Consider the following 13,053-nt stretch of genomic DNA (forward strand, 5'->3'; position numbering starts at 1 on the left):
GAACGCACGCGTAGCTGAGCCGTATGGGGGGTGGCACTTATGCCATCAGGAGATCGCATGGGCCTCGCTCCGCGCCTGTCCGGGCGGGTGGAAGCCCGGGCGCATCACTCCCCCGCCGCGCGTGTCCTGGATCGGATCGGGCCGTTCTTCGCGATCGGCGAAGTGTCCGGCGGGCCGTTGCTGATCGCATCGCTCATCGCGCTGATCGTCGTCAATTCGCCCTGGGGTGCGGACTATGTCCGGATGTGGGATCGGCCGATCCGGTTGAGCTATGGCGCCTGGGCCTTCGCGCGGCCGGCGGCGGAATGGGTTAACGACCTGCTGATGCCGCTGTTCTTCCTGATCATCGGGACGGAGGTGAAGCGCGAGTTCGTCAAGGGATCGCTCGCGTCGCGCAAGACCGCGCTATTCCCGGTGGCGGGCGCGATCGGCGGGCTGATCGTGCCGGTGGCGATCTATCTGGCGTTCAACTGGGGCACGCCGACCGCGCATGGCTGGGGCGTGGTGGCGGCGATGGATACCGCGTTCAGCCTGGCGGTCGTCGCGATGTTCACGACGCGGTTGCCGCCGGCCGTGCGTGCGGTGCTGCTGGCGTTCGCGGCGATCGACGATGTGTTCGGGCTGCTCGTGATCGCCTTCGCCTATACCGCGTCGGTGCAGCCGGTGTTCCTGGGGGTGGCGGCCGCGGCGTATCTGGGCATCGTCGGCCTGTTGCGGCTGCGCTGGGTGGCGTCGATCCCCTATGTGCTGCTGGGCGCGCTGGTCTGGATCGGCGTATTCGGATCGGGCGTGCATCCGACGATCGCGGGCGTGGCGGTCGGCCTGTTGCTGCCGACGCGGTCGCGGTTGAGCCATGGCGACTTCGCCGAGCGCGTCGAGCGGCCATTGGGCGAATTGCGGGCGGCGCAATCCGAACAGGCGCGCGCGGGCGATGCCGCGGAGGCGGACGAGAAAGGCGAGGCGGTCGAGGCGAAGCTGGGGTACATCCACGAAATGGTCGCGGCGACCGACGAGGCGGCGGAGCGGCTGGTGCGCATCCTGACGCCATGGGTGTCCTATGTCGTGCTGCCGCTTTTCGCGCTGTCGAACGTGCGCGTCCATCTGTCGTCCGACGCGATCGCGGAGGCGCTGCACGCACCGCTGAGCCTGGGCATCGTCGCCGGCCTGGCGATCGGCAAGCCGCTGGGCTTCATGGCGTCGACATGGATCGCGACGCGCGTCCTGGGCGCGCGCCTGCCCGATGGGGTGACGTGGCGGATGGTGCTGGGGATCGGCGGCGTCGCCGGGATCGGCTTTACGCTGTCGCTCTTCATCACCGAACTCGCCTTCACCGACGTGGCGCAGACCGAGATGGCGTCGCTGGCCATCCTGTGCGCGTCGCTGGTGTCCGGCCTGTTCGGCTATGCAATCTTCTGGCTGGCGACGCGCTCAGCCGAGCGCGTACCAGACCGGTGAGGCGGTGAAGAGGTCGGCGGCGGCGCAGGTGGTGCCGTCGGCGAAGCGGATCGTCGCGTCCGGAACCTCGGTGCCGCGGATCAGCGCGGCGACGCGCAGCGTGGCGCCGGCATGGTGGCGGCTGAAGGCGAGGATGCGATCGCTGCCCTCGACCTGTGCCGGACGATAGTCGTCGTCGGCGAACAAAGCGGGCTTGGCGCGGCGCTGGCCGAGCAGGTCGGCGATCAGGCGGAACTTGGCGGGCGCGTGTGGTGCGTCGAGCAGGGCCTGGCGGTGCGCATAATCGACGGGGCGGCGGTTGTCGGGATCGACCAGGCTGAGATCGGCAAGCTCGGTGCCCTGGTACAGGTCGGGCACGCCCGGGACGGTGTAGCGGAGCAGCGTCTGGATCAACGTGTTGGCGTCTGCAATCGGCGCAAGGTCGGCGACGAAGGCGGTGACCTCCGCAACGAAGCGCGGATCGGCGAGGAAGGCGTCGGTAAGGGCGGCGGCGGCGGCTTCATAGGCCTCGTCCGGCGCTTCCCAGGACGAGCGGAGGCGCGCTTCGCGCAGGGCCTTTTGCTGCCATGCCTTGATGCGATCGGCGAAATCGGGCGTCGCGCCCTCGTCCGGCCAGGCGCCGACGATGGTCTGGAGCAGCATGTAGCGGTCGGCGCCCGAGACGTCGTGATCCCAGGCCCAGGAAAGCTGGTCCCATGCCTCGACGCGGGTGCGCCACGCGTCGGGCATGACGCTGAGCGCGGCGAGGCGGGCGCGGACGTCCTCGCCGCGCTTGTGGTCGTGCGTCGCGGTGGTGAGCATGGCGTGCGGCACGTCGCGGGCGCGCTGCGTCATCAGCTCGTGAAAGGCGTCGACGCCGATGCCGAGGATCGTCGCATCGAAGCCGACGTCGTTGCGCGAGAGCAGGCGGCCGGAGCGGTAGAAGGCGGTGTCCTCGACCGATTTCGCGGCGATCGGCGCGGAGAGCTGCTGGAAACGGCGCACCGCTTCGGCGGCGTCTCCCGATTCTTCACCGGCGAGCCAGGCGAGGATCGCGTCGACGACATGCGCCTCACCCGGCGGGATGAGGTCGGCGACGCGTTCGCGCACCGCGCCGCGGATCGCGGCGTCGCTCGCGGGGGCGGCATCGCCGGTGCCGTAAGTGCGGTAGACGGGGAAAACCCACAACAGCCGCTCGATCGCGCGGCGCAGCATCGCGGGCGTGACGGCCGCGTCGGTGTTCAGCGCGACGAAGGCGGCGACGCAGGCGTCGAGCTGCCCGGAGAATTGCCAGGCGAGCAGGTCCTGCCGTGCGGCGAATTCCTCAGCTTCGAAATCGAGGTAGCGGTGGCTCATGTCCTGCCACAGTTCCTCGAGCGGCAGCGCGCCGAGCGGGTCGTGGATCAGCGTCGCGATCTGTTCCATGAAATCGTAGCCGCTGGTGCCATCGACGCCCCAGCCGACGGGCTGGCCTTCGCCGGCGCCGAGGATCTTTTCGATCACGATCCAGGTATCGGGGCCGAGGCGGTCGCGAAGCGTGCGGCAATAGCCGATCGGGTCCGTGAGGCCGTCGACGTGATCGATGCGGACGCCGTCGATCAGGCCTTCGTCATACAGGCGGAAATAGAGCGCGTGCGTCGCGTCGAACACGGCGGGGTCTTCGATGCGGACGCCGGCGAGATCGTTGACGGTGAAGAAGCGGCGCCAGTTGAGCAGGTCGTTGGCGGTGCGCCAGCTGGCGAGGCGGTAATGCTGGCGGTCGAGCAGCGCGGGCAGGTCGGCGGTGTTACCCCGGTCTTCGGGGCGGATCGGGAAACGATGTTCGCCATAGGCGACGATCTGATCGCCCTCGACCGCGATGTCGCCGTTGGCGAGCGCCGTGTCGAGCGTGTCGCCGAGGACGGGGAGCAGGATCGGGCGGCTCCAGTCGATGTCGAAGACGCGGGCGTGCTCGCTGTCCCGCCCGCGGGCAAGGACGTCGTTCCACCATGCGTTGCCGCCGCCGGCGACGCCCATATGGTTGGGGACGATATCGATGATCAGCCCCATGTCGCGCGCCTTGAGCGCGGCGACGAGGCTGCGGAAGGCGTCCTCGCCGCCGAGTTCCGGATTGATCGTCGTGGGGTCGATCACGTCATACCCGTGCATCGATCCGGCCGCCGCCGTGGTGATCGGCGAGGCGTAGATATGGCTGATGCCGAGCCGGTCGAGATACGGGACCAGCGCTTCGGCGTCGGCGAAGGTGAAGCCCTTGTGGAATTGCAGGCGATAGGTGGCGCGGGGGCTCATGCGGGGCTCTTGTGCGAGAGGATGGCGGTGCGGCGGGCGACCTCGGGCCGGGCGAGCAATGCCTCGGTGGTGTCGGGCATGCGGCGGCGCCAATTGGGGTGTTCGTCGGTCGTGCCGGGCAGGTTGGGCTGTTCCTCGATCCCGACCAAGTCCTCGAGCGGCACGATGGTGAGCGGGCAGGGCGCCTGTGCGGTGAAGGCGAGCGCGGCGTCGATCGCGGGCGCGGCATCGTGTGGCACGGGGCCGCTGGCGACACCGGCCTGCGTGGCGGCGGTCCACAGCGCCTTCTTTTCGCCGACGCGGCGCAGGCGGTCGCTGGGTTCGTCGCTGTCGCTGCGCTTCAGCTTGTGCGCCCAGGTGATGTCGCGCCCGGTCCACCAGCCGGCGAGCGTCGCGGTGTCGTGCGTGCCGGTCATCGCCACCGCGCACGCGTCCCATGCCTTGGCGGGGGTGAAGCTCTTCGCGTCGCGCTCGAAGGGCAGCACGCGCATACCGTAGATGCCCCGCGCGGTCAGCGTGTCGCGGAAGCCGGGCGGCACGGTGCCGAGGTCTTCGCCGATGACGATCGCGTTCGCCCGATGCGATTCGATGGCAAGGATGCGGAGCAGATCGGTGAAGGGCATGGCGAGATAAGCGCCGTCGCCGGGCTTGCCGCCCTCAGGAATGACCCACAGCCGGCACAGACCGAGCGCGTGGTCGATGCGGATGCCGCCCGCGTGTGCCAGGCCTGCGCGGACGGTGCGGATGAAGGCGTCGAAGCCGGCGCGGCGCAGTGCGAACGGGCAGAGCGCGGTGATGCCCCAATTCTGCCCCTGCGGTCCGAGCGGATCGGGCGGCGCGCCGATCGACAGGCCGGTCAGCAGGTCGCTGCGGCGGCTCCAGGCGTGGCTGCCGCCCGCATCCATCCCGACGGCGAGGTCGGCGATCAGACCGATCCGCATGCCGGCGTTGCGCGCGGCGGCGTGGGCGTCGGCGAGGCCGGTGTCGGCGCGCCATTGCAGGAAGGCGTAGAAGCGGACGGCGTCGGCATGGTCGCGCGCGAAGGCCGCGACCGCCGGGGCGGCGGGGTCGTGATAGGCAGCAGGCCAGTCCTGCCAGCCATGCGCGCCACTCTCTGCAAAGAAATGGGCGTGCAGCGCGTCGTAAAGGGCGTGCTGCTGCCAGTCGGGACGGTGGGCGGCGGCGGCGTCGAAGCGGGCGATCTCGTCCGGCGTCGCGCGGTCGAAGGCGTGACGTAGCGCGGCGAGGCGGCGGGGGAGGGCGGCTTGCCAGTCGATCAGCGGGCCGGAGTCCGTGTCATCGTCGGCGGCGCTGGCAAGCAGGGCGTGGTGGACCAGCCGGCTCGACGGGGCATAGGGGCTGAAGCGCGACGGGTCGGCGGGGAAGAGCGCGTGCGTCGGGCTGATCGCCAGCGCGTCGGCCCCGGCACCGGCAAAGGCGCGTGTCGCTTCGGCGAGGGTGGCGAGATCGCCATAGGGGGCGGGGTGCGATCCGCGGAGGGCCGGGATTTGTACAGCCGGACCCCAGCTGTGGCCGGGCGGCGCCGGAACGCAGCGGCGCGGCGCGACGGCGAGGGTGATGGCACCGCGCGCGGTGTCGAGCCGGTGATAGCCGGGTTCGTTGATCGGTGGGATGGTGCCGTCCGCAGCAACCTGCACGATGCGCTGGGGGCCATTCTCCAGCGCCAGCGTCGCGGCGCCGGGTGCGGCGGTGGTGACGATCGGCATGCCGACATCGGCGGTGACGAAGGTCGTCTCGCCGTCGGTCGAGCGGTCGAGCCGATCGAGGATGGCGCTGAGCGTATCGTCGGCGACGGTGCGCTGGCGACCGGTCGCGTCCTCCCATTGCGCCGCGATGCCGGCCGCCTTGGCGCGGGTGGCGAGATCGCTCATCGCGCGATCCAGGCGGCGAAGCGGTCGCCCTCGGTGTGCAGCAGGCCGCCATTGCCCGCGGCGAGCGGCGCGGGCGTGTCGGCGAGGTCGAGCGCGATGGCGAGCGTGCTGCCGTCAGCCAGGCGCCAACGGGCGGTGACCGCGGCGCCGCCGGTCGCCTGTGCGCCGATCGCCATCGCACCGGTGAGGTGGGGGACGATATGGGTCATACGCAGCGCGATCAGGTCGCGATACAGCGCGCGCCATGCGGCGGCGTCGGGGCCGGGATCGGGTCGCGACGCGTCGAAGGTGCTGCGGGCGTTGGGATCGGGGATGCGTTCACGCGCCTGCGGATCGGCGAACGCGTCGAACTTGGCGAATTCCTTGCGCCGCCCCTCGCGCACCGCGTCGGCGAGCTCGTCGTGGAAATCGGTGAAGAACAGGAAGGGCGTCTCGCTGCCGTCGGTGTCGCCCATGAACAGCAAGGGGATTTGCGGGGCGAGCAGCAGCAACGCGGTCGCGGCACGCAGCTTGGCGGGATCGGTCAGCACGGTCAGCCGCTCGCCCAGCGCGCGATTGCCGATCTGGTCGTGGTTCTGAAGGAACGACACGAAGCGGGTCGGCGACAGATGCGCGCTGGGCGTCCCGCGCGGCTTGCCGTCGTGGTTGGTGGAGCCTTCGCCCTGATAGATGAAGCCTTCCGCCAGGCAGCGGGCAAGGCGCTCGGCCGGGCGATCGGCGAAGTCGGTGTAATAGGCGCTGGTCTCGCCCGTCAGCAGGACGTGGAGCACGTTGTGGAAGTCGTCGTTCCACTGCGCGTCATAGCCGCCATCCCGCAGCCGTGCGGCATCGTTGCGCTCGTTCTCGAGGACGAGGTGGATGTGGCGATCCGGGAGTGCCTCCCGGATTTCCGTGGCCATCGCGTCAAGACAGGCGTCGTCGGCGATGGCGTGGACCGCGTCGAAGCGCAGGCCATCGATGCGATAGTCGCGCAGCCACATCAGCGCATTGTCGACGAAGAAGCGGTGGACGGCGTCTTCGTGCATCGCGACCGCGCCGCCCCAGGGGGTGTGGACCTCGGCATCGAAGAAGCCGGCGGCATATTGGCCGATGTAATTCCCGTCGGGGCCGAAGTGATTGTAGACGACGTCAAGGAAGACGGAGAGGCCGAAGCCGTGCGCGGCGTCGACCAGCGCCTGCAAGTCGGCGGGGGCGCCATAATTTTCGTGCGGCGCATACGGCAGCACGCCGTCATAGCCCCAGCCGCGCGTGCCGCCGAAGGCGCCGACGGGCATCAGCTCGATGGCTGTGATGCCGGTTGCCGCGATGGTGGGAAGCTGGTCGATCACGCCGCGAAAGCCGCCGAGCACGCCGGGATGCAGCTCGACGAGCACCGTCTCTTCCCAAGGCCGCCCGCGCCAGTCGGTGACGGTCCAGGGATAGGCCGGGTCGATGACGAGGCTCCAGCCATGGACGCCGCCCGATTGCGCGCGGGAGGCGGGGTCGGGGACGACCGTATCGCCGATGCGGAAGCGGTAGCGCGTGCCGGCGGGGGCCTGCGTCGTCGCGACGAACCAGCCGTCCTCCTGCGCCGCCATCGCGAGCGAGGGGGCGCCGTCGATGTCGAGATCCACGCCCCCGGCATCGGGCGCCCATAGCGCGAAGCGGGTCCGCCCGTCGTCGAGCAGCGTCGCGCCCCAGCCCGGTGTCATGCCCGATCCTCGAACGCGCCGGTCCAGGTGAGGAGGACGGCGCCCTGAGGGGCGACTTCATAGGTGTCCTCGATCTCCACCTCGCCCTGATCGGGCTTGGCGCTGTCGATCAGGACGATACGCGTCGCATGTGGTGGGGGAAGGTGGAAGGTGACGGGATCGGGCGAGCCGTTGAGCAGCAGCGATACCACTTCCAGCTCGCCGGCCGCGTTGCGGCTGGCACGGCGCATCATCAGCGCGCGGCCTTCGGGGTTCTGCCAATCGTCGGCGCTGAGCTGCTGTCCGCGCTCGTCCCACCATTCGATGTCGTTGATGCCCTGTCCGGGCGTATCCTGCCCGTAGAGGAAGGTCGGCGCGCGCAGCACGCAGAACCGGCGGCGCAGGTCGGCGAGGCGGGCGACGTAATCGATCTGCGTCTGCCCCTCTGCGCTCGCGGCGGCCTGCCAGTCGAGCCAGCTGATCGCATTGTCCTGGCAATAGGCGTTGTTGTTGCCCTGTTGCGTGCGGCCGAACTCGTCGCCCGCGACCAGCATCGGCGTGCCGAGCGAGGCGAGCAGCGTCGTCAGCATCGATCGCTGCACGCGGCCGCGCGCGTCGTTGATCGCGGCATCGTCGGTCGGGCCTTCGTGGCCCCAGTTGCGCGAATGGTTGTTGTCGTGGCCGTCGCGGTTGTCCTCGCCATTCGCTTCGTTGTGGCGCTCTTCGTACATCACCGTGTCGGCGAGCGTGAAGCCGTCGTGCGCCGAGAGCAGGTTGATGCTCGCCCAAGGCCGGCGCGAGCGGCGGTCGAACAGGTCGCCCGATCCCGCCAGACGCGCGGCGAGATCGGCGCGCTGGCCCGCATCGCCGCGCCAGAACTGGCGGACGGTGTCGCGATACTTGTCGTTCCACTCCGCGAAGCCGGGCGGGAAGTTACCGAGCTGATAGCCGCCGGGACCGACGTCCCACGGCTCCGCCATCAGTTTCAGGCGGCCGAGCACCGGATCCTGCCGGACGACGTCGAAGAAGGCGGCGCCGGGATCGAAGCCATGCTCCTCGCGCCCCAGCGTCAGGCCGAGATCGAAGCGGAAGCCGTCGATGCCGAAGCTGGTCGCCCAATAGCGCAGACTGTCCGTCACCATCTGGATGACGCGCGCCTTGCTGAGGTTGAGCGTGTTGCCGGTGCCGGTATCGTTGATGCTGTAGCGCGGCTGGTCCTTGACCAGGCGGTAATAGCTGGCGTTGTCGAGCCCGCGCCACGACAGGGTGGGGCCCTTCTCGCTGCCTTCGCAGGTGTGGTTGTAGACGACGTCCAGGATCACCTCGATCCCCGCCTTGTGCAGGCGATGGACGGCGCGGCGCAGCTCGTCCTGGCTGTCCGACGACATATACGCCTGTTCCGGCGCGAAGAAGCCGAGCGTGTTGTAGCCCCAATAGTTCTTCAGGCCCTTTTCCTGCAGGAAGCGGTCTTGGGTAAAGCTGTGGATGGGCAGCAGTTCCAGCGCGGTGACGCCGATGCGCTTCAGGTGCGCGATGACGGCGGGGTGGCCGAGGCCGGCATAGGTGCCGCGTTCGTTCGGCGGAACCAGCTCCATCAGCTTGGTCAGGCCCTTGACGTGCGCCTCGTAGATGACGGTTTCGGACCAGGGCGTGTTGGGCTTGGTGTCGCGCGACCAATCCCAGTGATCGTCGACGACGACCGCCTTGGGCATCGCGGGCGCGCTGTCGCGCTTGTCGAAGGAAAGGTCCTCCTTCGGGTGGCCGACCTTGTAGCCGTGCAGCGCGTCGGTCCATTTGATCTGGCCGTGCAGCTTGCGGGCATAGGGGTCGAGCAGCAGCTTGTTGGGATTGAAGCGGTGGCCGTTCTCGGGCTCGTAGCGGCCGTGCGCGCGATAGCCGTAGAGCAGGCCCGGGCCGGCGTCGGGCAGATAGCCGTGCCACACCTCGTCGGTGCATTCGGGCAGAGCGATGCGCTTCAGCTCACGCTTGCCGGTGGCGTCGAACAGGCACAGTTCGATCGCATCGGCATTGGCGGAATAGACCGCGAAATTGACGCCCAGGCCGTCGAACGTCGCGCCGAGCGGATAGGGCGAGCCGGCGTCGAGCCGGTCGGGCAGGCTGTGCAAGATGAGGACCCCCATGATGTGTGCCAGCCAGAACGCAGGCGCAGCATGGAAGGTCCTCGTCGATCGCAGCCCGGCCGCACATCCCGCCATGAGGCGGACGTGCGGCCGGCATTCCGAAGACTCACTTGCCGGGCAGCGGGTCGATACCGTCGGTGCGCCATTGGCCGAGCAGCTTGCAGGTCTTGGTGGGGATGCGCGTGCCGGTCGGGTAATCGACGATGCAGACGCGTGGGTTGTAGCGGCCCTTGGCAGGCTGGGCGGCGGCGTCGCTCTGGCCGGCGGCAGGCGCTGCGGGGGCTGATGCCGGTGCGGCGGCGGGCGTGGTGATCGACAGGATGGCGGCGGCGAGCGTGGTGGCGAACATGGACTTTCCTCCCAAAGGCGACAGCCCAATCCGGCTGCGACTGTGGTAGTGCATTATGCATGCCAAACACCTAAATGGCGGAAATCTGGGCTTTCTGGCTTTTGATGAGGTGTGAAACGCGCCGAAAGCTGGTGCATCTTGCCGATGGTCGGCGGCTTTGACGTGGGAGGTTTAAGCTGCCCACTTTGCGTCATTGCGGGCGCAGCGAAGCAATCCAAGGCGTCCTGGTGCGGCTCTGGATTGCTTCGCTTCGCTCGCAATGACGGATCAACTATCGTCCCGTCTAATGCGCAGGCCGGCTGAGGTAGCGTGAACCGGCGAGGCAGAAGCGCCATGGCGTGTCCACCGCGCGGGTGATGCCGATGCGCGGGCCGGCGTGCAGGGGCGCTGCGCTGGTGGCGGGGATCAGCGTAAAGGGTGGCGCATCGATCGGAGCGTGATCGAGCCGCGCGTCCACACCGAGTGCCTGGCACAGCCGCCCCGGGCCGGCGCAGAGCAGGCGCGGATCGGCGAGGCCCCGGCGCGCGATCATCGTATCGAGACCGTGCGTGGGTTCGAGCGCGCGGATCAGCACCGCGCTGCCGGGCGCGCACACAATGTTGAAGCACCAGTGGATGCCGTAGCTGCGGTAGACATAGGCGCGTCCCGCGGGCCCGAACATCGCGGCATTGCGCGGCGAAGGACCGCGCGCGCTGTGCGAGGCGGGGTCGTCGGCATCATAAGCCTCCGTCTCGACGATCGTGCCGCCGACGCCGTCGACCAGCAGGGTCGCGCCGATCAGCGCCCGCGCGACCTGTTCGACGTCACGATCGAAGACGGTGGCAGGCGCCGACATGGCGCGGGGGTCGCGCTCAATCGACCTTGGCGAGCCACCGCTCCAGATCATCGCTGCCGCCGATCACCTCTCCGTCGATCTCGATCAACGGCGTCGTCGCGAGGCCGCGCTCCGCCTTGAAGGCATCGACCTCTTCGCGCGTGCGCAGGATATGGTCCTCGACCTCAAACCCTTCGGATTGCAGGATCTGCTTGGCGCGCACGCCGAACGGGCAGATATGGTCGGCGAGCACCATCCGGTGCAACACGGCCTTGCGGGTATCGGTCATGACGGCTCCTGACGCATCTGCGTTGTTCGGGGACATAAAAATGGAGGGCCGGCGACGTTCCGCAAGGGAGCGGATGACGCTGTATTTCGACGGCGGTGCGCGGGGCGATCCGGCGCGGATGGAGATCGGCGTGGTCGCGCATGGCCATGCCTATATTCTGGACGACATGGGCGTCGGCGACAATTGCATGGCGGAGTGGCTGGCGCTGCGGTATGCCGCCGCGATCGCTACCGCTGCGGGCGCGCGCGACGTGCTGTTCATCGGCGATGCGCTGACGATCGTCGAACAGGCGCTGGGGCGTTGGGCATGCCGCAGCCCGCAACTGCTACCGCACCGCGACGCCTGGGTGCAGGCGCGTATGGACTTCGATCGCGTCCATGTCCGCCATGTGCCGCGATCGAAGAACTTGGCCGGCATCGCGCTCGCGCGGCGTCATCCGCGATAGCGCGATGCCGGACGTGGCTTAGGCCTTCAGGCCCTTTGCCATGTTGAGGTGCGCCGCGACGGTGGGCGCGAGGCCGGTGGCGAAGGTCTTCAGCGCAGGCACGTCGCCGGTCGCGCCATAAGCGGTCAGCATGTCATAGGCCTGTTGGTGCGCCTGCTGCTGCGCCGCGATATAGGCGGTGTCGAAAGCGGTGCCGGTCAGGCCTTTCAGCGAATCGAGCTTCGCCTGCTGATCGGCGTTGAGCGTCGGGTCGGGCGTGAGCGCCGGGGTGAGGCCCGAAACGGTCGCCTTCAGCTTGTCCGTCGACGCGGTATGGGCTGCGATCATCTGGTTCGCATATTTCTTGATCGCGGCCGACGAACTGTTGTCGAGCGCGAGCTTGGAGCTGGCGATTTCGAACGCGTCGCTTGCCGCCGCGGTGTTGACGAAGGTCTGGCCGGCGGCGGGACGCGCCGCGGCACCCATGTTGGCGCCGGTCGCACCGGCATTGGCGGCGTCGAAGCCCGCGGTGTCGTTTGCCATCGTGGCGTCCGGGCTGTTGGCGGTATCGGTGCGCGATCCGCAGGCGGACAGCGCCAGTGCGAGCGCTGCGGCCGATGCGATCCCCATGAAATTCTTAGACATTGTCCACTCCCTCAATCCGGGGTGGCCAACGTTCGGACGCGGCGCTGCGTTCCGGCGCGGGGAGCATTCGGCGCACATCGACGTTTGAGGGCGCGACGGTCGCTGCTTCGGCGACGCAACGGGAGCATGACGATGAGCATCTTCGGCAGCATCATGAGCAAGGTTTTCGGCCACAAGCCCGCCGCTTCGGCCGCCCCGACCCCGGCGCCGGCGCAGGCTGCACCGCAGGCGCCGCAGCCGACATCTGCGCCGCCGCAGGCCCCTGCCGCTCCCGCCGCGCCGACGCCCGCGGCGCCGGTCGATGTCGGCGCGGTGCTGGCGGAGATGGCGACGATGAAGAATGGCGGAGGCAATTATCAGTCGTCGATCGTCGACCTGCTCAAGCTGCTCGACCTCGATTCCAGCCTCGCTGCGCGGCGCGAACTGGGGCAGGAACTGGGCGTCCATGCGGGTGAGGACGGCAGCGCCGAACAGAATATCGCGCTGCACAAGGCGGTGATGGCGAAGCTGGCCGAGAATGGCGGGATCGTGCCGGATTCGCTGCGCAACTGACGGGCTTTCCCGACGTCGGCGTTCGGGTTAGCCCGGACGCCATGACGCTCGCCGCCACGCGCCTCGATTCCCCCGTGGGTGCTCTGACGTTGGTGGCGAGTGACGCCGGCCTCGTCGCCGTGCTGTGGCCGGAGGAGGATCCCCGGCGAGTGCCGTTGGCGACGACGGTGCAGGGGGACGACCATCCGATATTGCGGGCCGCGGCAGCGCAGCTGACGGCCTATTTCGCGGGTCAGCGGCGCATCTTCGACGTGCCGCTCGATCTGCGCGGGACCGACTTTCAAAAGGCGGTGTGGGCGGCGCTGCTGACTATCCCCTATGGCGAGACGCGCAGCTATGGCGCGATCGCGCTGGCGCTGGGCCGGCCCGACGCGTCGCGGGCGGTGGGCGCGGCGAACGGGCGCAACCCGATCTCGATCATCGTGCCCTGCCACCGCGTCGTCGGATCGACGGGCAAGCTGACCGGCTTTGCGGGCGGCATGACAGTGAAGGCGCAATTGCTGGCGCTGGAACGACGCGACGGCGAACTGCCGTTCGGCTGAGGGCTGAGGCGC

The 13,053-nt window shown here is 69.1% G+C and carries 12 protein-coding genes; 4 read left to right on the forward strand and 8 right to left on the reverse strand.

From position 1 onward, the window contains the following. Positions 1–57: 57 nt before the first annotated feature. A complete protein-coding gene (gene nhaA / locus ACGVWT_RS04075; RefSeq protein ID WP_315461581.1) occupies positions 58–1,455 on the forward strand; it encodes a Na+/H+ antiporter NhaA in 1,398 nt (465 codons plus the stop codon). Here nhaA and treY read toward each other — a convergent pair. The 7 genes from treY to ACGVWT_RS04110 form a co-directional block, all read right to left on the reverse strand. Beyond that, positions 1,429–3,723 (reverse strand): malto-oligosyltrehalose synthase, encoded by a 2,295-nt coding sequence (treY, locus tag ACGVWT_RS04080; RefSeq protein ID WP_315461580.1) that lies wholly within the window; start codon positions 3,721–3,723, stop codon positions 1,429–1,431. The genes nhaA and treY overlap by 27 nt on opposite strands. Further along, positions 3,720–5,615: a 4-alpha-glucanotransferase gene (malQ, locus tag ACGVWT_RS04085; RefSeq protein ID WP_315461579.1), complete on the reverse strand. Its 1,896-nt coding sequence runs from the start codon at positions 5,613–5,615 to the stop codon at positions 3,720–3,722. Before malQ ends, treY begins: the two co-directional genes overlap by 4 nt. Beyond that, complete coding sequence (treZ, locus tag ACGVWT_RS04090; RefSeq protein ID WP_315461578.1) at positions 5,612–7,306, reverse strand: malto-oligosyltrehalose trehalohydrolase; 1,695 nt, start codon at positions 7,304–7,306, stop codon at positions 5,612–5,614. Before treZ ends, malQ begins: the two co-directional genes overlap by 4 nt. Then, the gene (gene glgX / locus ACGVWT_RS04095; RefSeq protein ID WP_315461577.1) at positions 7,303–9,426 is read right to left on the reverse strand and encodes a glycogen debranching protein GlgX; all 2,124 of its coding nucleotides are present in this window, start codon (positions 9,424–9,426) and stop codon (positions 7,303–7,305) included. The genes treZ and glgX overlap by 4 nt, the downstream gene beginning before the upstream one ends. 106 nt (positions 9,427–9,532) lie before the next feature. After that, complete coding sequence (locus tag ACGVWT_RS04100; protein ID WP_315461576.1) at positions 9,533–9,775, reverse strand: hypothetical protein; 243 nt, start codon at positions 9,773–9,775, stop codon at positions 9,533–9,535. A gap of 283 nt (positions 9,776–10,058) precedes the next feature. Then, positions 10,059–10,610, reverse strand: coding sequence for a DNA-3-methyladenine glycosylase (locus ACGVWT_RS04105; RefSeq protein ID WP_315461575.1), 552 nt, complete (start codon positions 10,608–10,610; stop codon positions 10,059–10,061). 16 nt (positions 10,611–10,626) lie between these two features. After that, a complete protein-coding gene (locus ACGVWT_RS04110) occupies positions 10,627–10,878 on the reverse strand; it encodes a glutathione S-transferase N-terminal domain-containing protein (RefSeq protein ID WP_017979726.1) in 252 nt (83 codons plus the stop codon). Between the two features lie 73 nt (positions 10,879–10,951). On the opposite strand from ACGVWT_RS04110, the gene ACGVWT_RS04115 reads away from it, so the two are divergent. Then, complete coding sequence (locus tag ACGVWT_RS04115; protein WP_315461574.1) at positions 10,952–11,323, forward strand: reverse transcriptase-like protein; 372 nt, start codon at positions 10,952–10,954, stop codon at positions 11,321–11,323. A gap of 18 nt (positions 11,324–11,341) precedes the next feature. Here ACGVWT_RS04115 and ACGVWT_RS04120 read toward each other — a convergent pair whose 3' ends face one another. After that, positions 11,342–11,947: a DUF4142 domain-containing protein gene (locus ACGVWT_RS04120; protein ID WP_286165119.1), complete on the reverse strand. Its 606-nt coding sequence runs from the start codon at positions 11,945–11,947 to the stop codon at positions 11,342–11,344. Positions 11,948–12,079: 132 nt separating this feature from the next. On the opposite strand from ACGVWT_RS04120, the gene ACGVWT_RS04125 reads away from it, so the two are divergent. Continuing rightward, complete coding sequence (locus ACGVWT_RS04125) at positions 12,080–12,499, forward strand: DUF3597 family protein (RefSeq protein WP_116461869.1); 420 nt, start codon at positions 12,080–12,082, stop codon at positions 12,497–12,499. A gap of 41 nt (positions 12,500–12,540) precedes the next feature. Beyond that, entirely contained in the window at positions 12,541–13,041 is a 501-nt protein-coding gene (locus ACGVWT_RS04130; RefSeq protein WP_315461573.1) for a methylated-DNA--[protein]-cysteine S-methyltransferase, read from the forward strand. Positions 13,042–13,053 lie beyond the last annotated feature (12 nt).

Origin of the sequence: Sphingomonas sp. S6 (assembly GCF_043498045.1) — a bacterium.
Taxonomy (GTDB): Bacteria; Pseudomonadota; Alphaproteobacteria; order Sphingomonadales; family Sphingomonadaceae; genus Sphingomonas.

What these genes read in the sequence shown, in the direction of transcription:
- nhaA (WP_315461581.1), top strand. Translation starts at nt 58, where the DNA reads ATGGGCCTCGCTCCGCGCCTGTCCGGGCGGGTGGAAGCCCGGGCGCAT.
- treY (WP_315461580.1), bottom strand. Translation starts at nt 3,723, where the DNA reads ATGAGCCCCCGCGCCACCTATCGCCTGCAATTCCACAAGGGCTTCACC.
- malQ (WP_315461579.1), bottom strand. Translation starts at nt 5,615, where the DNA reads ATGAGCGATCTCGCCACCCGCGCCAAGGCGGCCGGCATCGCGGCGCAA.
- treZ (WP_315461578.1), bottom strand. Translation starts at nt 7,306, where the DNA reads ATGACACCGGGCTGGGGCGCGACGCTGCTCGACGACGGGCGGACCCGC.
- glgX (WP_315461577.1), bottom strand. Translation starts at nt 9,426, where the DNA reads ATGGGGGTCCTCATCTTGCACAGCCTGCCCGACCGGCTCGACGCCGGC.
- ACGVWT_RS04100 (WP_315461576.1), bottom strand. Translation starts at nt 9,775, where the DNA reads ATGTTCGCCACCACGCTCGCCGCCGCCATCCTGTCGATCACCACGCCC.
- ACGVWT_RS04105 (WP_315461575.1), bottom strand. Translation starts at nt 10,610, where the DNA reads ATGTCGGCGCCTGCCACCGTCTTCGATCGTGACGTCGAACAGGTCGCG.
- ACGVWT_RS04110 (WP_017979726.1), bottom strand. Translation starts at nt 10,878, where the DNA reads ATGACCGATACCCGCAAGGCCGTGTTGCACCGGATGGTGCTCGCCGAC.
- ACGVWT_RS04115 (WP_315461574.1), top strand. Translation starts at nt 10,952, where the DNA reads ATGACGCTGTATTTCGACGGCGGTGCGCGGGGCGATCCGGCGCGGATG.
- ACGVWT_RS04120 (WP_286165119.1), bottom strand. Translation starts at nt 11,947, where the DNA reads ATGTCTAAGAATTTCATGGGGATCGCATCGGCCGCAGCGCTCGCACTG.
- ACGVWT_RS04125 (WP_116461869.1), top strand. Translation starts at nt 12,080, where the DNA reads ATGAGCATCTTCGGCAGCATCATGAGCAAGGTTTTCGGCCACAAGCCC.
- ACGVWT_RS04130 (WP_315461573.1), top strand. Translation starts at nt 12,541, where the DNA reads ATGACGCTCGCCGCCACGCGCCTCGATTCCCCCGTGGGTGCTCTGACG.